The following is a 19774-nucleotide window of genomic DNA, read 5'->3' on the forward strand; positions in this document are numbered from 1 at the left end:
ATAGGGAAGAGCACTTTTTCACGGAGATTACGACGAGAATGACTCAGCACACCGGTCAGTTCGACCTCAAATCGTTTTTTCATCATTCGCTTTCTGAGAGAGATCCAGAAATTAACGCCCTATTAGGCGCAGAATTAAAACGTCAGCAGGATGGCATAGAACTGATTGCCTCTGAAAATATGGCTTCTTTCGCGGTAATGGAAGCCCAGGGATCCGTTCTGACAAATAAATATGCTGAAGGACTTCCCGGCCGTCGTTATTATGGCGGGTGCAGTGAAGTCGATAAGGTTGAAGAGATTGCCATTGAGCGTCTGAAAAAACTTTTTGGCGCTGCTTTTGCCAATGTTCAGCCTCATAGTGGGGCAAATGCCAATCAGGCGGCTTTTATGGCTATGGCAAAACCTGGTGATACAATTCTTGGAATGAGTCTCGCTGCCGGTGGACATTTGACACATGGTGCTGCCCCCAATTACTCTGGGAAATGGTTCCACGCCGTTCAGTACGGCGTACGTGGGGAAGACGGCCTTCTTGATTACGAAGAGATGGAACGTCTGGCTCGTGAACATAAGCCCAAAATTATTGTTGCAGGAAGTTCAGCCTATCCTCGCGTTATTGACTTTCCGCGTTTTCGTAAAATTGCCGATGAAGTTGGTGCCTATCTTATGGTGGATATGGCTCACTTTGCAGGTCTTGTTGCAGCAGGTCTTTACCCAAGCCCTGTGCCTTACGCTGATATTACGACCACCACCACTCATAAGACTCTTCGCGGGCCTCGTGGTGGTGTCATTATGACGAATAATGAAGAGCTGGCTAAGAAAATAAATTCAGCTGTTTTCCCTGGTTTGCAAGGCGGGCCATTGATGCATGTCATTGCTGGTAAAGCTGTTGCATTTGGAGAAGCTTTGCACCCCAGCTTTAAAATCTATCAGGAAAATGTACTGAATAATGCCCGTGCTCTAGGTGATGAGCTGAAAAAACTTGGTTTTGATATTGTAACAAACGGTACAGACAGTCACCTTGTGCTGGTCGATCTGCGTCCTAAAAAGGTTACGGGGAAACAAGCAGAAGCCCTGCTTGAAAAAGCTGGTATTACGGCTAATAAAAATGCCATCCCCTTTGACCCGGAGAAACCTTTTGTCACGTCAGGTATTCGTCTTGGCGCCCCTGCTGCGACAGCTCGTGGTTTTGGTGAAGCAGAGTTTCGCCAGATTGCCAACATGATTAATGATGTGCTGAGCGCTGGTGAAGGTGACGAAGCGACAATTCAACGCGTCCATCAGGATGTGCAGGAACTGTGCCGCCGTTTCCCAATCTATGACCGTGCGTCAGCCTGATCAGACTTGACGGCTTTTTCTGATGCCGGGGGATGACCCCGGCATCATTTTACATCTTACTGAGTGAGTGTTTCAGGCGTGATAATGCGGATTTTATGATGCACGGCTTGTTCAATTTCACGCAGAAATTGTCTTTCGGCCAAAGTTACTAATGAAAGCGCTTTCCCCTTCCGACCAGCGCGACCAGAACGTCCGATACGGTGGATGTAAAGTTCGGGGCTTTTGGGTAGATCGACATTAATGACGAGTGAGAGATCTTCCAGATCCAATCCTCGGGCGGCAATGTCTGTCGTGACAAGGCATGACAAAATTCTGTTATGAATCAGGTCAAGTACTTTTTTACGATCCGTCTGTTTGAGATCACTGTGAAAACTGTTTGCTTTAAAGCCCCATGAGCGTATTTTTCGAGCTAAATCGTCAGCACTTCTTTTTGTATTTACAAAAAGCATGATCTGACCATCCGGGGCATATTGGCTTATAATTTTCCTGACTAGCTCCTCTTTTTCTTCTTCATGGATAAAGAGAGCACGTTGCTGAAGGCGTACGGGAGTTTTTGTTTCTTCTTCCAGATCAATCGTAACAGGGTTTCTGGTTACTTTTTTTGCAAATTGACGCACTGCATCTGGTAAGGTAGCCGAGCAGAAAATTGTCTGAGGATGGTCTGCAAGATAAGGGACGAGAGCTGTCATGCTCTGGGTAAATTCTTCATCTAGAAGTCTGTCTGCCTCATCAAGTACCAGGTAGTTTATATGGCTCAGGTCAAGTTCGCCTCTCTGCACAAAATCCAGCAAACGGCCGTGTGTTGCGATGATGATATCGACACCATCTTCCATGGATTTTAACTGCTGTTCTCTGGCGCTTCCCCCGCACAGGACTCTTGTTTTAAAGCCGAGGTCACGTGCAAGCTGACGGCAAATCCCCGCAGTCTGATGAGCAAGGTCACGTGTAGGCTCTAAAATAAGACAGGTTGGTACATGATGATATTCAGAATCTACTTGTTTTTTGTCAGCAAGATGCTGGAGTGCTGCTAATAAAAATGTTGCTGTCTTACCACTTCCAGTCTGGCTGGGGAGGAGGACATCTTTCCCTTGCAATAAAGGAGGAATACCTCTCTGTTGAATGAGTGTAGGCCGTTCAAAACCGAGCTTCTTTGTAGCACGACATAGGAGAGGATGAAGCCCCAGAGATTCGAAACTGTTCTGGGCGACGCCTTGCTCGTCGTGATTTTTCTTTATAGCGTGATGGGAGGAAGAATTTTCTGTCATAAAATTGAAATTACACTTATCTCTAGCCTGTCTGGAATAGGGACATGATATAAAAATGTCGATTCATGCAACGCTTATCGCTGAAAATTATGCAGGGCATCTTTCCCAGGGAAAAGGTTTAGCTGATAGAGCAGGGTTTAGCTGGAGTTTTCAGCCTGTTATTTTTAAGAAAAGAAAAATTATTTCGCAGCTGCTTTTTCGTTCAAGGTTTCATATTCTTGAACAGATAGAGCCAGTTATTATCGCACCTCAGACGAATGTCATCATAAGTATGGCGGGGAAAGGAAGCCGGGTTGCAGCTTTGTTAGGGAGGTTACATAAACTTCCTGTAGTGCAGATTCAGGATCCTCGTATGTCTCTCAGGGATTTTTCATTGGTGATTGTTAATGAACATGATCATCTGAGAGGCAATAAAATTGTGACAATTCGCACTGCCCTGCATGGTGTTACTGAAGATAGACTTATGGAGGCATCCCGAAAATGGCAGGATATTATTCGTCCCAATCAGTGTAAAGTCCTCGGAGTGCTCTTGGGGGGCTCTAATGGGCGCTACGTTTTTGGCCAAAAAGAAGCAGCTATAATTGCTGAGCAGATTAAAAATTTTATCACTACTCATCAAATGTCCTGTGTCATAACGCCTTCAAGGAGGACTTCGCAAGAAGTCCTTGCATTTATGAAAGTGCTCCTGAAACCTTTTAATGTTCGTTTTCTGGAGGGCGAAGGGGAGGATAACCCATATCTTGGTATTTTAGCTTGCTCAGATTGTCTGGCTGTAACGGAAGATAGCGTTTCTATGATCTCTGAAGCTGTAGCGACAACATGCCCAGTAGGAATTTTATCTCTTTCAGGGCAGTCAAAACGTCTGAAGTTATTTGTTAAGGAGCTGGAAAAAACAAGACGTATTTCGCCTTTTGGAACGAATATGTCTCTTGAATTGAGAGAAAGGCTTGACGATACGCCCCTAGCAGTAGAGAAAATGAAACAGAAATTAATATATCAAGAGAGACTGGTATGATTAATGTTTCGACATTCGGCCCTGAAGGTGGGAACGTACTTTACAAGGCGCTTTCCCATCCTCTAGTCGTTGGATCAATCAAAACATTGCAGGAAAGCCTGAAAAACCTGCCGGTTGCACTTTATGATCCGGATCATTATTTCGAGACGTTTATAGGACTCTACCCCGATTTTAATATTAAGACCTTCCTGACGCATAAAACAGAAGAGGTTGGACAGTCTTCCCCAATGAAGGGGAAATGGCGGGCACTTCTTGATTTGCCAGAATGTGAAGAAACGGCCCTCCTCGTGCTTTCCTTTGAGAAGGCCAAAATGGAGCATAGACTAGGTAACCTTCTGGGGGAACGCCGGCTTTACACCTTGGAGCCTGCTCTTTTACCGGTAAATTTTCGCCAGAAGGGATTACATTATCTCGATAAATGTAATTTTGCGACCAATTTTGCTTTCTTTCGTGATACAGATCAGTTTTCAACAAGACTGACGACTGCCAATTATTGGACCAGTTACGGGGCTTATGACGTCCGATACTGGTTTCAGCTTTTCGATGAGACAGGTAAGGTTTTAGCTCAATGGGAAGAACAGGCCGATAAGGCCGAAGCTGGCATTGTTGTTGATAGCAGAGCTGTTCGCAAGCGCTTTGGCCTTCCTTCCTTTACAGGTCAGCTTTTCGTTCATGTTATTGGGGCGAGAGGGCATGACGTTGTCAAATATGCTCTTGATATTATTGGTCATGCTGGTAACGAGAGTTTATCGGTCACACATGATGCCAATGCCTGGCCTTCAGAGCGTTTTGGCTCACTTCCCGCTCCAGCCGAAAATGAAACTCTGCTGGTATGGTTGCAAAATAGCCATGGGATAGCGGTTCCCCCAGGTGCTCTTTCTTTTAAAGTTATGGGAACTGATAATGAGCGTTTCTGTGACTTTGAATTAAAACCTTATGAAACAAAGCCCCTTGATCTGGGTAGCCTGTTTCCCGATGTGAAATGGCCGTCCCAATTTGAAATGGTAGCTGGGAAACATCTTGTGCGGCCCCGTTATGAGGTTATTGAGGGTGGTAAAACACGGATTGCCCACCTTAATGTCATGCGGAATGATTTGAAGCCTGATGAGGCAATTAGCCATCTTCATTCCTCTCTTGGACGCGGAATTTTATTGCCATTTCCTATTTTTGATCCGCAAAGCTTTGACATTTTCCTTCAGCCTAACCCTATGTCTGAAAAGGTTGAAACACTTCCATTACGCATTGATTTTTTTAATCAGCGAGGTGAAGAAACCGGCTCTCATTTCTTGGGGAACCTTAAAAGAGATCATAAAGGGGCTGTTGCAATCCATGAACTCGTAAAACAGGCTGGTCATGGTGAACTGGTCTATGATTTCCGTGATGGCGGTGTTGCGGATGGATGGCTTCATGCCATGATGCGCTATCATGACCGTATATCAGACCATAAAGCAGAGACGAGTTTCGGGGGCCATATCTTTAATACACTTATGACATGGCGTAATGAACCACAATCTTATTCCGGTCCTGCCCCTGGCCTGACGACCAGGCTGTTCCTGAAGTTGGGGTTCAGTACGAATGAGGGCCAGAAGTTAAGAACTTTCTGTCAACTTATTTATCCATGCTCAGGAGAAAAGCGAGCACCATCAGTGACGGTCCTCTATCTTCATGGAAAAGATGGTTCCTCTGTTGCCGAGAAGACCATTTCCATCGCTTCCTCTGGTTCCCACATCATTTATCCCGATCTGCTTTTCTCTGCTGAAGAGCTGAAAGAAGCAACAGAAGATGGCTATATCATTATCCGAGATTTGACCTGCCGTCTCTTTGGCTATCATGGTGTTGAAAATGAAAAAGGCGGCTTCTCCCTAGACCATATGTTTGGGTTTTGAAAGACTGGTTTTAAGTGCCTGAATGCTCTTGCCGCCTGAATAGGAAGCTGTTAAAAGGCGCTTAACCTTATGAAAGGATGCGTAGCTCAGCGGTAGAGCACTGCCTTCACACGGCAGGGGTCACAGGTTCAATCCCTGTCGCATCCACCATTTTATGTTATGTCCAATTCTTGCTCAGTAGGTGGTGAGGAAGGGGGCTATCGCATTTCCTGATAATATAACTTGAAAAATGGGAAGCTACGAATTTGCTATAATAAAAATGGATTTTATAGGAAATCACTAAAAGAAAATTTCATTCTGTATTCTTGTGTAGATCTTATTGAAAAAATAATAAATTTAAAATATTGCTTATTCCATAATTGGAAATTTAGTTATATCTAATATTTTTGTAAAGGTAATACACGAAAATGATAGATCCTATAATTTATGAATCATCCAAAATATTGGTTACAAAAAATACTGTAAAAATGAAAGTACCATTGCCGCGTGATATTAATATTAGTCTTGGTTTTCGTCGTTATTATCAGTATGAATATGATGATAGAGTTGTCAGAGAGGTTTATTCTGTAAGAAACATCATTGGATTATATGTTGTAAGGGAGTCTCTTGATAAATTATTATCTGTATTTTTTAATTCTATACTTATTTTGTTTTTTATTATTATTTTTTGTTTTTTTACTTTTGATGAATTAATTAATGCTGACGTAGCTCAAAAACCATCATTGATTACGGTATGTATAGCATTTTTGATATTGTTTTTCTCTTTATATTGGGTTGCGTTATTATTGTACAGGATTATAAGACCAAGGTATTTCCTTCAATTTTCAACAGGAGATGGAATAAAGACAGTATTGGTCGATTATTCAAAAAATGTGATGTTTACTGTAAAAAAAGCAGTAGAAAAAGCAATTTCTGAGCAATAACAGATAGATTGCTTATAGTTTTCTGATCCGTTTCCACTGCATTTGATTTTCATTGAACAAGAACAATGCTTTAACAAAGAGATATTGTCCTGAAGTGCAAACTCAGTAATTCGCTGCGAGATTAAACAGGAACGATCTCCCAATCGCAGGGGTGACTCGGTTGCTGAAGAGGTTGCGGTAATTGAAGCGATTGGGTCCGATTATAATCGTTAAGGGCGATGTGTCAGTGGTTCCTACATTATTAAAATGGAAAAGTTGAAATCAGCAGGGATTATGGATTTTAACCAGCGTTTTTAACTTTTCCATATCCTGTGATGAGACTGTTTTTAATGGTTGGGGTAAGGGTTTGCTTCTGTAAGTCCCATAATGACGGCAGTGGATGCGATAACGCGTAACGAGCCACCATAGCTTTCGCTCATTTGTCAGAAGGGTGCAAAAATGCTGTTAAGCCGATTCACTTCGTCAATATTTTTGGCTATAGCGGCATCTGTTAATTGGCGTGCCAGTTTCGGGAATAAACCACCCCATTCAGAGTACTAGATTTGAGCACCATTTATTAAGGCCATGGCAGCTGTAGGGTCTCTGCTAATACCCAATGAAATATTCTCAGGAATAATGGAACCTAGACGCTCTCTTCTTTTTGTAGCGTCTTGTGCATTAGATGAACCACTGAAAAGCTTGACAGAAAATATCTGCGGAAGTTCGAAGATCTGTTTCATCAAACTGTCAGAAAAATGAAATTGCGTTGTACCTGGAGTATCATAGACCACTACTGGAACAGAAACATTGTTGTTAATTGTTTCATAGAGTGTAAAGACCTCATCTTCCCTTAATGGAAAATAGGACATGGGGGGAAGAAGAAGTGCTTGTACTCCTGCTTTCTGAGCATCTTCAGCTAGAAGGAGTATATCACGTAAATTTATTGCCCCAATACTGACAAGAACGGGTGTATTTCCTGCATCTTTAACAGCCTGAATTGCTATATGCTCTCTTTCATGACGGTTGAGATAAGCATAACTTCCTGTAGAGCCAAGAGCCCCGATGGAATCTACACCGGCTGTGACTAACCGATTGATTAGATTGGCAAAATGTAGTTCATCAAAACGGTCATGCTGCATGGGGGTAATGGGGAACGCGCTTAGCCCCCTAAAAGGTAACGCCATAGGATGCTCCTGTGAATGACGAGGCATGAATTCTGGCCTCATGTTCCTCATAATGGGCCTGAAAATAATGTTGCGTATAGAATGAATGTGATCATTATTAATTTTTAAATTACTATTTCAGGTAAAATATCAGAGCTTGTCAGAGTGCTTTCTCCTCTCTGATAGCGGCCGGGTGTTGTCCCAAAAGTTCGACGGAACAGGCGTCCCATGTGGCTTTGATCTGTAAAGCCGGAATCTATGGCTGTATTCAGGCAGCTGGCACCATTCCGTAATTGTGTTTTTACGTGATTAAGTTGCAAAAGTAGCCGGAAGTCTCGCGGTGCCATACCATATAAACGCTGGAAACGACGAGAAAATGCTTCACGACTTATGTTCTCTCGCGTGGCTAGGGACTGAATTGAACCGGTTACTGTGTCATTTGGTTGAGGAAGTGGGAGATAAAGATTTGAGATAGATTTTGATCTGAAGAGGCATTTGGCCTGAATAATGCTGTATCAGAGCTGCATAATAGGCAGGATTGGCTGAGTGATCAGGTGCCAGATACAGATTTAGGCAAAGTGTTTCCTGTGCACTATCGTCCTGAGAGAAATGTGGCGTTCGTGCAGGAATAAGCAAGGCTTCGCCAGAAGTAAGGGTTATGTGTCTGTTAGCGATGAAGAAATGCCGGCAGCCAGTTACAATAAAAGTCAGCTGGCTTTCCTGATGGAAATGAAGAGGTAGAGCCAAATGATGAGCATGACCGATGCTTATTTCCCAAATATAAGGATGATTTATCCGTTTATACTTCCAGGGGGGAGAAAAAGGAGGGGTAGAAGGCAAAGCTGGCATAACGAACCTATTATGCAGTCTATTGAGTGATTTTTCTTTATAAAATAAATAATTTTATTACGTTAGAATAAATTATTTCTTTTAATTAAAGTTCCCATTAAGGAAACGTTAAAAATAAAAGATAAAATAAATCGTAAGGTCATTTAATATGGTTGTTTAACTAATCTGGTGGCGGATAAAAACAGATTATTTTTGAGTTTATACAAGAAATAAGGTGATCTATAATTATTAATCATGTTGTGGCTAATTGCTACCAATTGAGATAGTCGTAGAAAAAGTAATTTACGAGTCATTATAGACTATTTCATTTTATGTTATTTTTATTTATGTTTACTTTACGAGAGGGCAATGCCTCAATAAAGAGACATTGCCTTGAAGTGAAAACTCAGTAATCCGCTGCGAGATTAAATAGGAATGATCTTCCAATCGCAGGGGTGACGCGGTTGCTGAAGAGGTTGCTGTAATTGAGGCGATTGGCCAGATTGTAACCGTTAAGGGCGATATGCCAGTGGTTTCCAAAATCGTGTGAAATCATGGCATCGAAATCAACTGTTGCTGGCACACGGGCTGTATTGGCATTATCCAGCCAGACACCTTCGCGCCATGTAATACCGCCGCCTATAGTTACGTTATAGAGTGTATGAGGAGCAATGACATAGCTGCTCCATAGGGTTGCGGAGTTTTTAGGCACATATTGAATTCTTTTACCCATATTGGCTGCTTTGTCAGACCCAGTGACACGACTGTCATAAAAGGCATAAGTGCCGATAATGCTCCAGTTTTTCGTAATATTTCCTGAAACACTCAGCTCGATACCCTGGTTTCTTTCTTTATCGGAAGAGGAGCTTACGTCCCCGGTTGCAGGGTCTGTAATGGTTGAATTGTTCTTTTCCAATCTGAAGAAAGCAGCGGTGAAGCCCATACGTCCTTTAAAAGCATTATATTTTGTACCGAATTCATAAAGGCGGCTTCTTTCCGGCTTATAACCTGAGTCAGTTGTATAAGGCGCGTTACTGTTTGTAACATAGAGGCTCGTTGGTGTTGTCGCTTCTGCCCAGTTGAAGTAAACCATGATGTCATCAGTAGGGGTGTACATCAGGCTGACAGTTGGGTTAACGGTAAACTCATTTTGACTAATATGTGTATCAGGCGTGGTTTTAACGCCACCTTTGGCAGCATAATCACTATACCATTGGTCGATCCGGAAGCCCCCTTTGATGGAGAACCAGTTTGTCAGCCAGATCTGATCAGAGAAGAAGAAACCGATATCTGTTGCTGAGCCGTCTTTTGTACATTTTCTGCCAACGCCATTAGGAATGTTAGCTAGATTACCAGGGTTGGTGGCACAGTTTGAGCGTTGAAGACCAGGAACATTAGGAGAGGGGTCAAGGAGGCCAGTGCCGCCTCTCTTCGTATTATAAGGATAGTTTTTCCGGTGGTCTTCTACATGTTCAATATCAAAACCAGTAATCAGTTCATGTTTGAACGTTCCTGTTTTGAAATGAGCCACACCTGAGAAAACATCCTGGATAGACCAGTCATTCTGTCTGTATGGGTTTGGTCCACCTAAGCCACCATTACGGGATATTTGGGCTGTTTCAGGATGAGAGGAAAAAAAAGCCTTCTGGCATCCGGCATTGCAATTAGGCTGAGAGGCTGAGAAATAACGATGATAAATACCACCACGTGTATCATTATAGACAGTCAGCCAAGGGGCAACTTTTGCAGTCAGGCGTCCGGTGATCATATCTGTGCTGACATCATCATGATCGAAGGTTGTGCCATACCAGTTCTTGCGGTTGACGCCATATTCCGTAATCGGTTTTCCTACTGCTGAACCGGGTTTCGTGACGACCCATACACCATAATCAGGAATACGGTTGTCATTCTGGTGGAAGTAATCAATCGTATAGGAAATATCTTCGCCCATGCCGAAGGTAACAGAAGGGGCTATTCCCCAGCGGTGGGAGTAGATATGGCTTCGTCCTACGACATCATTTTCATTGCCCATAGCAGAAAGTCTGATCGCCGTTGTTTCGTTCAATTGCTGATTGATATCAAGTGTTCCACGGAAATATGACCCTGACCCCCCTGAAAAACTACCCTGATAGCTCTGTCCTGCGTGAGGGGTCTTAGAGACGATATTGATTGCCCCACCCGTTGTGCCATTACCGAATATTTCAGATGAAGGGCCTTTAATGACCGAAATATGATCGTAATAAAAACTATCACGCGTATAAACCCCGAAATCACGAAGTCCATTTTCATAAATATCGTTTTGTGCCTGGAAACCACGAATAAGGAATTGGTCGCCTGACATGCCGCCTTCACCTTCGCCAACTGAGGCTGTAATGCCAGGCACGTTTCGTAGGGCTTCGTCCAGAGATTTGACATTCTGCTGTTTCATCAGCTCCTGTGGAACCACATTGACGGTCTGTGGTGTGTGCATGGCATCTTGTGGCATGCGGCTCAGACCAATGGGTTCGTTAAGGATATTCATGGTACTAGGACGACGTGCCTGTACGGTGATACGCTCTTCATCGGAAGAATGCTTTTGATTATGATTCTCAACTAAAGCATTTTGAGAAGGATGTTTATTATCATGAACAGTGTCATTTGAGTTCTCAGCCAGCGCAGAAGAAAAGCCTGTGCAGGCAAGGCTGATCATCCCGGTAGCAAGAGGAACAGGGCGTAGGCAACGGCGAATGAACAAAGACGACATAGCGGATTGATTCTTTCGATATAAAAACTTTCTCACCAAAAACATAGTTGAGAACAATTTGCAATTGCAGATAGGAATAAAATTTATCTAACTAAAAAGCGTTGCATCTTCGCCACAGAAGGACGTGACATGAAAGGCACGTTAATTGTGACGAACAGAGAATTCGACGGGAACTGTCAGGGTAATGATTTCACCTTTTATCGTATCAGGGGGGGGCGGAAGTGGCTGAGCACGCTCTGGCAAGCTGAGGGCTTCTTCATCAAGAAGCGGGTAGTCAGAGCTTTTTACAAGTTTTGTATGTAGTACGTTTCCTTGCCGATCAATTGAGAAACGTACGATAGGCACTCCCTCCTGATTTTCTTCCATGGCAGGAGCAGGATATCGTTTGAACTTTTCAAGATGGGCCAATAAAGCTGTTTGCCATGAGGTGGCATCATGAAAAGAGTGGGGTGACGAGCCTTTATCAGGAGGCTGATGTTCATGTGTGGGTGAAGTTGCAATTGATGATGCGGAGGGAGATTCCGATGGTTTTTCCTGAACTTTCTTATTTTCCTGTTGTTTAAGGAGCTTCTTAGGTAGCTGGGATTTTATTGTTTTTTGAGGGGGTAGTGACCTGGGTTTAACCCTTTTTTTGGGTAAACTGTCAGGAGGATGCTGGTGAGATAAAGGTGTTGAAATTTGAGGATATGTATCCTGAGGTTGAACAGGCTCTGTTATAGTTTTGTCCTGCTTAGTTGGGGTGTCTATTGGATTGGAAACGAAATTCTCGGGCATTGTGACGAGATCAACTGCCATTGCAACTGGCGGGGCTTCAAAATCAAAATTACTTGCTTTAGAGGGGATATATATAACAAAACAGATAATAATAATTGTGATAATAATGGTTGTGCTGACAATATAGAGCCAGTGTCTCTTCGCTCTTTTCTGTATATTCTGATTATAAAGATCCAATATATGTGTAAAATCGGTTGTCTTTAAAGCGGGTCCTGAAGAGATGTTCATGGTGTTTCAGGGGGCTGACGTGTTACGAGAGCAATTTTCAGATACCCTGCCTGCCTTAATTGATTCATGATTTTCATGAGGGTTTCGTAATCAATATTTTTATCAGCACACAGAAAAATACGTTCGTTCAAATTCCCTTTTGATAGATTTCTTAAAGCGTCAATAAGCGTGCTGTCTGTAATTTCATTTTCATTAAGCTCAAGCTTATGATCGGCTTTTATGATTAAAGAAATGGGATGATCAGGAGCGGGGGAAGGCTTCTCTGAAGAAACAGGAAGGTCGACGGGCATGTTAACTGTCGTCAAGGGAACCGTGACCATAAAGATGACTAATAACACCAACATAACATCAATAAAGGGCGTTACATTGATTGTGCCAAATGCCTGAGGCGGGTTTTCATCTCCATGACGAAGGCGGATCATGCCTTATTCTCCAGCTAGCCGAGGCATGATACGGAATGTTCTGTTTTCGGCAGGAGGGGCTATCTTGTTGCGGTCCATATCGCGCGAAACAAGGCGCATGACCTGCGTTGTAAGATCAGCTAAAAGTGCGCGACAAAGGGCTGTCTTACGTAAGAGGTCATTATAGATAATGACAGCAGGGATGGCGGCAAGAAGACCGAAGGCGGTTGCAAGAAGGGCTTCTGCAATACCCGGGGCAACAACAGCTAGGCTTGTGGCCTTGCTAGCAGCAATTCCCGTGAATGATGTCATAATCCCCCATACTGTACCAAATAGCCCGATAAAGGGTGCTGTGGCACCAATGGTAGCTAATATTGCAGTGCCTCGTGCCAATCTGCGTCCTTCTGCCGCTTCCAGTCTTTCAAGGTGCATGGCAATACGCTCTTTTATACCTTCGCAATAATGTATCATATCGCGAGATTTTTCCTGTTCATTATAAGCGGCCATAATCAGGATATTTGCAGTACTTTCAGGCGATGTTTTTTCTTTCCCCTGATTTAGGGAAAGGGCAGTGTCTAATGTATGAGAATCCTGAATGAGAGTTTTATGCATATATCTGAGCTCAAGGGACTTGGCGATAAAAATAACCCAGCTCACCATGCAGGCTATAAGCAATAGAATCATAATCAAACGCACGACAATTCCCGCATGAAGAAACATCTCCCAGGGTGAAAATGAAGGGGCATCGCTTAGGACATTGGACATAAAATCATCTGCCTCCAAAGAAATCGTAATGCTTGAGACTCTTGAACAAAGACGGAGTGGAAATTTTATGCCTTAAAACAAACTTATATGCAACTAAGAATCGTTATCATCTGAGGTAAAAGGTAACCTCTCTGGAAATGGAATTTTTGGGAGAAGTGATGAGGTGAGAGTTTTTTTGATTATGTGTTTATGGGTCTATATTTTTTAGGTATATATTTTAAGTAATAATGTTATTTTTCTGTTGGTTATTTTGTTTTTATGTATATTTATTGTATAATTTATAAATATTTCTAAAATTTTAATAAAAAGTAACTCTTATGATGTAAGGGGGTGATGCTTAATTTTTTGTTAACCAGATTTAGAATTTAAAGAGGGCATTATGTTTGCCAGGAAGTCTTTATGTTTGGTTGCTGTTGCGATGATGTTAGGCTGTGGAGAGAGTTATGCGGCCGATGGGTTGGATAGTGGGTCTGTGCAGGGTAAGGCGTCGCCCTTAACCTTGTCTGGCTCTGAGGGTGGGTGGTCTTATCGCTGTGTATTTTCTGGGGATGGTTCTGTTTCTGGTCCCTAGAGCTGTGTCGTGCAGCAGACATTGATGGCTGGGAGTTCTGAGCGGGGAGCGAGTCCGGTAGGGATGGTGATACTGGCCCGGACGGAAGACGAGGCCCATAAGGGTGGGATATTGAAACGGCCCTGGCGTTTAACGGTTATGTCGCCTTTAGGATTATCTCTGAAGAAGCAGCCCTCTGTTTTGATTGATGGTCATGATGTTCTTGGTTTGGAATGGCAGAGTTGTGTTGTGACGGGCTGTCTTGCTTCTATCAATTTGACACCGAAACAGGCAGTAGCTTTTCAGAAAGGGCGTAAGGGTTCTTTTGTTGCGGAGAAAGTTCTTAACGGGAATCTGACGATTGATTTCAGTCTAGATGGGGCTGATAAGGCGATGGATCGCGTTAATAACTGGGCATCTCATTCTCCTTTACAGTAATGATTTTATAAAAATCCTGCTTTATTGAGTTTTTTATGATCAGATACTGTCTGCTGGCTTTTTTGGCAGTAGCATTGATGCTGTCTGTGCCTGGAGTTTTGCGTGCGGCGCCTGTTCCTGGGGGAGGGGCGATGTTGGGTTTACCAGCAGGTCCTGGCTCTGCGCAGGATCAGTATATGCGTTTTCGGGAGCGGCAGAGGCAGCTTGATACACTAGCGCCGCCATCGGTTGTTCCGCAGGAGGGGAGTGCTTCTGAAGAGAAACCTTCTTCGACGCATTGTGTAGAAATTAATCATATAGATGTGTCGGGTGCACGGCATTTGTCACGTAGTGATGTCCGTCATATTGTTCGTGATTATGAGGGGAAGTGCCTGTCGATTGGAGATATTAACGCGCTGGTTAATGTCATTAATGAGACATATATGACGCGTGGATATATTACTTCGCGTGCTTATCTTCCGGAACAGAAACTATCAATTGGTTTATTGAAGATTGTTGTCATAGAAGGGAAGTTATCTTCTATAGAGCTTCAGGGGCGTCCTACGCGTGGGACGATAGCCATGGCGTTTCCATGGCTGCATGATCATATTTTGAATTTGCGGGACCTGGAGCAGGGTGTTGAGCAGATGAATCGTCTGCCGCATTGGGGAGCGCAGATGCGCATAGCGCCGGGGCAAGAGGCTGGTGCTTCAAAGGTTATTGTGCAGGCTCCTGGGAATGGCATTTTTCATGGACAGCTATGGGCTGACAATAATGGACAGAGCATAACAGGTCAGGAGGTTGGCCATGCGATGCTGACGTCGGAAAATCTTCTAGGTCTTCTGGACATGTGGTCGGTGGAGTATGATCATTCTTTGAGGGGTCCGGACCATGGTCCACGGGGAACGGAGTTTTTCTCATTTAATGGTTCTGTTCCATTGGGATATTGGCTTCTTTTTGCGTCAGCGTCACGTTCGCAGGATAACTATCCCTTACAGTCTGGCACTGATCTATATCATTTGGGGGGATCAAGGACGGACTGGCAAGTAGGTCTTTCTCGAGTGTTGCTGCGCAATGGTTTCGGAGTGACAACATTTCAAGCGAGTTTTGAACATAAGACCTTTTCTTCTGAGATAGAGCATACGGTTATAGACACCCAAAGTGGCGCCCAATCATATGTAAATGTGTCATTAAGTGAGTCCTTCAAAGCATTAGGGGGAACCTGGTATGCGACATTGGGGGCTGATATAGCGGTTGATGCGGCAGGAACGCATAATTATTTTCCGCACCCAACGAGGAGCATGCCTCATAGTTCCTATGTAAAGCCTTCATTGGATATTGATGGATTTGAGCCGATTACCTCTACGCTGATGTGGCATACGACATTGCATGGAGAGATTAGTTCTCATGATCAGTTTTCGACCAATCAATTACAGGTTGGTGGTCCTTATAGTGTCCGTGGTTTTCTGAATCAGTCTCTGATTGGTAATAATGGTGGATTTATGAGAAATGATCTGTCATGGGATTTGCCGACGAGTGGTATGAATTGTGGTCCTTATACGGGTTTTTGTCGTGTTTTACTTGATGGAACCCAATTATATGGAATTTTTGACTTTGGGATAGTTCGTGCTGGATTTTTATCTGGCAATATACCTAAAGCGTTAAAGGGTGGGGAAGTTGCTGGAGCGGGAGCTGGGTTACGCAAGGTCTCTGGCCCATTTTTCTGGAATGTATCTGTAACGCACTCGATTGATAAGGGTCCGCTTCCTTCTGAAGGTGTTATTGCCCTGTTTAATGTTGGGGCGAAACTGTGATGATCTGTTGTGGTGGGATGAGAATAATGACTGTGAACAGTAAATCTCTTAGCAGAATCGTTAATCTTTTTGCGGCTGGCGCGTTGTTTTTTGGAACGACGATTGGTCCTGTATGGGCACAGCAGGCTCCTCCACGGATTGTGATTGATCAAGGTGCGGCAGGTTATCATCCTACGTTAGACCATACGCAGAATGGGCTTGAGCAGCTCAATATTGCTCATACGAATGGAGCTGGCGTTTCGCATAATGCCTTTATAGAATATGGTGTTAAGCCGAACGGATTAATCCTTAATAATGCCACGCATAATACGACGACCAAGCTTGGTGGTGCGATTATGGGGAATAGCAATCTTGGTGGCCATTCAGCCCATCTTATTTTGAATGAGGTTACAGGGAATATACCTTCGCAGATACTTGGCTATACGGAAGTTGCTGGGGACAAAGCGGCAGTTGTTATTGCGAATCCGAATGGCATTACATGTAGTGGTTGTGGTTTTATTAATACGACGCGTGCCAGTCTTGTTGCCGGGCATCCTGAAATGGATGCGAAGGGGAATCTGCATAGTTTTGAAATACGGAATGGAGGCATCTCGTTTGAGGGGAAGGGAGGTGATTTCACAACTGTTCCTGTGCTGGATATTTTATCACGTAGAGTAATGTTAAAGGCGCAGGTGAATGCTGATAAGGTGAATGTCATCACGGGGCATAATCGTGTTGATTATGAAACGAACAAGATTCACCCCCTTGATGATGATGGGAGTAAGAAGCCTGAATGGGCGATTGATACGGCAGCTATGGGTGGTCTGTATGCGAATAATATCTACATGGTTGTTAACGAAGCTGGTGCGGGTGTCCGGGTAGATGGGAAGATGGCAGCCAATGCTGGAGATATGCATCTCTCAGCCAATGGAGACCTTGTTCTTAACGGAACTATGGTGGCGAAAGGTGGGCTTGAAGCAGAAGTTAAGGGGTCAGTCAGCAATAATGGTCTGATGCAGGCTGGTGATAGATTAAGCTTAAAGAATCAGGGAAGTTTAACTAATTCCGGTATTGTTAACAATAATTCTGGGACTGTATCACTGCAAAGCGCTAAGAAGATAATCAATAGCGGGACAGTTGCGTCACAGTCAGGTGATGTAAGAATTGCGACGAACGATAATTTTATTAATAGCGGTTCGGTAGGTGCGGTTCAGGGGCAGGTTGATGTCCATTCAGCATCATTGAGTAATGCGGGCCAGATTGCAGCGCGTAAAGGTCTTACTGTTAAAACTGATCATGACCTGTCTAATAAGAACGGCCAACTTTCGACTGTTACGGGGCGAGCTGAGATTCAGTCAGGTGGTGCTTTGGATAACAGCGGTGGTATGCTTCTGAATGCAGAAGGTGCCTTGAATTTGCAAGCTGTGGCTCTGAATAATAATGGAGGAGCGATCCAAGGTGGTGGCGAGGTCATTGCAAATTTGGAGAGCTATAGCTCAGACAGGAATGCACGCCTTACGTCAGATCAGGACGTGACGGTTTCTGCTAGTGGTAATCTGTACAATGAAGGCACTATCCTTGCATCTGGCACGAATCTTACGCTTAAAGCAGGTAAGTTTGAGAATGAAGGTATCATTACTTCAAAGAATGGGCTGGATATTGAGACGGCAGGTGCTTCCACGAATCATGGTGAGCTTTCTACGGAAAGTGGCGCTGCGAAGGTTATTGTCGAGGGAGACTTTGACAATAACCAAGGTAAGATTCTTAATAGCGGAGGTGATTTACTTTTACAGGCAGGTAATCTATCCAGTGAAGGAGCAGCGATCCAAAGTTCTGGTAACCTGACAGCGACATTGGGTAGTTATAGTTCTGATGCACAATCCTTACTGATCTCTGGTCGGGTGCTGAAACTTGTCGCTGTAAATGGTTTTCGTAATGAGGGAGTATCAGGGGGTATTGCTGGGACAGAACTCCATGCAGGTATTCTGAGCAATGGAACATCGGCGCAGTTACTGGCAACAAATGGTGACCTGATACTTGAAAGTAACTCGCTGTATAATCAGGGTATTATCCGCACAGAGCAGGGTGTTCTGAATGCGACGGTAGCTGATAAGGTCATTAATAATGGTTCGATCGTTACCGCTGGGAAGAGTATCACTCTTAAAACAGATACATTGAATAATACCGGGAGCATTGCTGCACAGAAAGGATTATTCATTCAGGCAGAAAATGTTGCGACCAATCAAGGCGAACTTTCATCTATTTCTGGTGATGAAAACATTACAGTAAAAGGAATATTTGATAATAGTCGGGGTAAGATACTTAACGCAGGAGGCAATCTTGTCCTCGATACAGGGAATCTGATCAATTCGGGGGGTGTAATCCAGAGTGCCGGTGACCTGACGGCTGTGCTGGGGAGTTATGAATCTGATCTGAATTCTTTGTTAAGTTCACAAAAAAATCTTGATGTTACGTCATCAGGAAAGATTGATAATCAGGGTCTGATTGGTGGTGGAACAAAAGCGTCCGTAAAGGCTGCTTCACTTCTGAATGAATCAGATGCCTCTCTGGTGGCTGTGGATGGTGATCTAATACTTAATATCTCTGGAGGCATAAGCAATTATGGTCTGATCAGGAACCAGAGTAAAAATGCTACGTTAAGCTTGGAAGCTGGGTCACTTGATAATGAAGCAGATATTCTTTCAGAGGGATCACAGTATAATATTCTGCATGGAGAGCTGAATAACCAAGGGCATATTCGTTCAGAAAATATTCTTGAAATAGAGTCTAGTAGCGACATACAGAATAAAGGATTGATTTTCAGTATTGGTGCCATGAAGCTTAAAAATCATGGCGAAATTGATAATCATAATGGGCAGATCGGTACACAATCTGGAGATATTGCGTTTGAAACTGCTGCTTTGACTAATGATAATGGTAAGATTATCGCTAAACAGGGTGGGTTGAGTATTTGGAGTAATGGCAGTGTTAATAATGATACTGGCATTATACAAGGTGATGGAAATGTGAGCCTTCAGTCAGATGATCTGACAAATCAAAAGGGCTTTATTCTGAGCACAGAAGGTGATTCCTCTCTGCAAGTAGGAAATCTTTATAATCAGGGTGGTGCTATTCATGCGGCAGGCAGTTTTACAGCGGGTCTTACCAGTTATAGCTCTGATGAGAATTCTACATTAAGTGCTGAGAAAATAGTTTCTGTAAAGGCCTCGGGGCTTGTTGATAATGAAGGGATATTAGGAGGTGTCGGAGGTCTTTCCCTTCGGGCATCGTCTTTGAATAATGGGGAAAAAGGTCAGATTCTTTCAACGAAAGGAGATGTTTCTGTTCAGGAAACTGGCCCAGATGGAATAATTACCAATAAAGGGGTTATTGAGGCTCTTTCTGCAGGATATGGCCTTGGCATTATGGCAGGGTTTCTGGAGAATGATGGTAATATTCTTTCTTCAGGCTCTTTGGATATTCATAACGAGCAGGATATTTCCAATAAAGGTGTTCTTTACGGTGCTGCGGGTTTGACAGTTCAGGCTGGAAATAGAATTCTGAATGCCGGTCAGATCAGTAATGACAATAACAGCCTTATCCTTGAAGCTCATGACATCAGTAACGAGTCAGGACTGATCATGACTTCAGGAACAGATATTAATATGAAATCTGTTTCTGTTGAGAACGATAATGGCCATATTCAGTCT

The 19774-nt window shown here is 43.5% G+C and carries 16 protein-coding genes and 1 tRNA gene; 9 read left to right on the forward strand and 8 right to left on the reverse strand.

The features are described 5' to 3' along the window. The first annotated feature begins 38 nt into the window (after positions 1-38). The gene (glyA, locus tag AC3B6P_RS09655; protein WP_489805918.1) at positions 39-1334 is read left to right on the forward strand and encodes a serine hydroxymethyltransferase; all 1296 of its coding nucleotides are present in this window, start codon (positions 39-41) and stop codon (positions 1332-1334) included. 56 nt (positions 1335-1390) lie between these two features. On the opposite strand, the gene AC3B6P_RS09660 is transcribed toward glyA, so the two are convergent. Continuing rightward, complete coding sequence (locus tag AC3B6P_RS09660) at positions 1391-2599, reverse strand: DEAD/DEAH box helicase (RefSeq protein ID WP_489805919.1); 1209 nt, start codon at positions 2597-2599, stop codon at positions 1391-1393. Between the two features lie 55 nt (positions 2600-2654). Between AC3B6P_RS09660 and AC3B6P_RS09665 the strand changes: the two genes are divergently transcribed. From AC3B6P_RS09665 to AC3B6P_RS09680, 4 genes are all read left to right on the forward strand, one after another. Beyond that, the gene (locus tag AC3B6P_RS09665; protein WP_489805920.1) at positions 2655-3614 is read left to right on the forward strand and encodes a mitochondrial fission ELM1 family protein; all 960 of its coding nucleotides are present in this window, start codon (positions 2655-2657) and stop codon (positions 3612-3614) included. After that, the gene (locus AC3B6P_RS09670; protein ID WP_489805921.1) at positions 3611-5500 is read left to right on the forward strand and encodes a hypothetical protein; all 1890 of its coding nucleotides are present in this window, start codon (positions 3611-3613) and stop codon (positions 5498-5500) included. Before AC3B6P_RS09665 ends, AC3B6P_RS09670 begins: the two co-directional genes overlap by 4 nt. Positions 5501-5575: 75 nt before the next feature. Next, positions 5576-5650: transfer RNA gene (locus AC3B6P_RS09675), tRNA-Val, on the forward strand. Positions 5651-5907: 257 nt separating this feature from the next. Beyond that, on the forward strand, positions 5908-6423 hold the full coding sequence (locus AC3B6P_RS09680; RefSeq protein WP_489805922.1) for a DUF6232 family protein: 516 nt from the start codon (positions 5908-5910) through the stop codon (positions 6421-6423). 536 nt (positions 6424-6959) lie between these two features. Here the strand turns inward: AC3B6P_RS09680 and AC3B6P_RS09685 are convergent. The 7 genes from AC3B6P_RS09685 to exbB form a co-directional block, all read right to left on the reverse strand. After that, positions 6960-7586: a dihydrodipicolinate synthase family protein gene (locus AC3B6P_RS09685; RefSeq protein ID WP_489805923.1), complete on the reverse strand. Its 627-nt coding sequence runs from the start codon at positions 7584-7586 to the stop codon at positions 6960-6962. A 104-nt stretch (positions 7587-7690) separates the two neighbouring features. After that, positions 7691-8074 (reverse strand): helix-turn-helix domain-containing protein, encoded by a 384-nt coding sequence (locus AC3B6P_RS09690; protein WP_489805946.1) that lies wholly within the window; start codon positions 8072-8074, stop codon positions 7691-7693. Continuing rightward, positions 8001-8414, reverse strand: a complete 414-nt coding sequence (locus AC3B6P_RS09695) for a cupin domain-containing protein (RefSeq protein ID WP_489805924.1) — start codon at positions 8412-8414, stop codon at positions 8001-8003. Before AC3B6P_RS09695 ends, AC3B6P_RS09690 begins: the two co-directional genes overlap by 74 nt. Positions 8415-8799: 385 nt before the next feature. Beyond that, entirely contained in the window at positions 8800-11136 is a 2337-nt protein-coding gene (locus AC3B6P_RS09700) for a TonB-dependent receptor (protein ID WP_489805925.1), read from the reverse strand. Positions 11137-11277: 141 nt separating this feature from the next. Further along, complete coding sequence (locus tag AC3B6P_RS09705; RefSeq protein ID WP_489805926.1) at positions 11278-12138, reverse strand: energy transducer TonB; 861 nt, start codon at positions 12136-12138, stop codon at positions 11278-11280. Then, positions 12135-12560: a TonB system transport protein ExbD gene (gene exbD, locus AC3B6P_RS09710; protein ID WP_489805927.1), complete on the reverse strand. Its 426-nt coding sequence runs from the start codon at positions 12558-12560 to the stop codon at positions 12135-12137. Before exbD ends, AC3B6P_RS09705 begins: the two co-directional genes overlap by 4 nt. Positions 12561-12563: 3 nt before the next feature. Then, a complete protein-coding gene (gene exbB, locus AC3B6P_RS09715) occupies positions 12564-13304 on the reverse strand; it encodes a tonB-system energizer ExbB (protein ID WP_489805928.1) in 741 nt (246 codons plus the stop codon). A 379-nt stretch (positions 13305-13683) separates the two neighbouring features. Here exbB and AC3B6P_RS09720 point away from each other — a divergent pair, with 379 nt between their 5' ends. The 4 genes from AC3B6P_RS09720 to AC3B6P_RS09735 form a co-directional block, all read left to right on the forward strand. Continuing rightward, positions 13684-13875, forward strand: coding sequence for a hypothetical protein (locus AC3B6P_RS09720; protein ID WP_489805929.1), 192 nt, complete (start codon positions 13684-13686; stop codon positions 13873-13875). 9 nt (positions 13876-13884) lie between these two features. Continuing rightward, positions 13885-14292, forward strand: coding sequence for an invasion associated locus B family protein (locus AC3B6P_RS09725; RefSeq protein ID WP_489805930.1), 408 nt, complete (start codon positions 13885-13887; stop codon positions 14290-14292). 35 nt (positions 14293-14327) lie between these two features. Then, the gene (locus AC3B6P_RS09730; RefSeq protein ID WP_489805931.1) at positions 14328-16085 is read left to right on the forward strand and encodes a ShlB/FhaC/HecB family hemolysin secretion/activation protein; all 1758 of its coding nucleotides are present in this window, start codon (positions 14328-14330) and stop codon (positions 16083-16085) included. A gap of 26 nt (positions 16086-16111) precedes the next feature. Continuing rightward, a partial coding sequence (locus AC3B6P_RS09735; protein ID WP_489805932.1) for a two-partner secretion domain-containing protein occupies positions 16112-19774 on the forward strand: 3663 nt, incomplete at its 3' end.

It is taken from the genome of Aristophania sp. ESL1142 (assembly GCF_058107345.1).

Excerpts from the sequence above, each read along its gene's own strand:
- AC3B6P_RS09705 (WP_489805926.1), bottom strand. The coding sequence starts at position 12,138 with ATGAACATCTCTTCAGGACCCGCTTTAAAGACAACCGATTTTACACAT.
- AC3B6P_RS09730 (WP_489805931.1), top strand. The coding sequence starts at position 14,328 with ATGATCAGATACTGTCTGCTGGCTTTTTTGGCAGTAGCATTGATGCTG.
- exbB (WP_489805928.1), bottom strand. The coding sequence starts at position 13,304 with ATGTCCAATGTCCTAAGCGATGCCCCTTCATTTTCACCCTGGGAGATG.
- AC3B6P_RS09695 (WP_489805924.1), bottom strand. The coding sequence starts at position 8,414 with ATGCCAGCTTTGCCTTCTACCCCTCCTTTTTCTCCCCCCTGGAAGTAT.
- glyA (WP_489805918.1), top strand. The coding sequence starts at position 39 with ATGACTCAGCACACCGGTCAGTTCGACCTCAAATCGTTTTTTCATCAT.
- AC3B6P_RS09680 (WP_489805922.1), top strand. The coding sequence starts at position 5,908 with ATGATAGATCCTATAATTTATGAATCATCCAAAATATTGGTTACAAAA.
- AC3B6P_RS09660 (WP_489805919.1), bottom strand. The coding sequence starts at position 2,599 with ATGACAGAAAATTCTTCCTCCCATCACGCTATAAAGAAAAATCACGAC.
- AC3B6P_RS09665 (WP_489805920.1), top strand. The coding sequence starts at position 2,655 with ATGTCGATTCATGCAACGCTTATCGCTGAAAATTATGCAGGGCATCTT.
- AC3B6P_RS09700 (WP_489805925.1), bottom strand. The coding sequence starts at position 11,136 with ATGTCGTCTTTGTTCATTCGCCGTTGCCTACGCCCTGTTCCTCTTGCT.
- AC3B6P_RS09720 (WP_489805929.1), top strand. The coding sequence starts at position 13,684 with ATGTTTGCCAGGAAGTCTTTATGTTTGGTTGCTGTTGCGATGATGTTA.
- exbD (WP_489805927.1), bottom strand. The coding sequence starts at position 12,560 with ATGATCCGCCTTCGTCATGGAGATGAAAACCCGCCTCAGGCATTTGGC.
- AC3B6P_RS09670 (WP_489805921.1), top strand. The coding sequence starts at position 3,611 with ATGATTAATGTTTCGACATTCGGCCCTGAAGGTGGGAACGTACTTTAC.
- AC3B6P_RS09685 (WP_489805923.1), bottom strand. The coding sequence starts at position 7,586 with ATGGCGTTACCTTTTAGGGGGCTAAGCGCGTTCCCCATTACCCCCATG.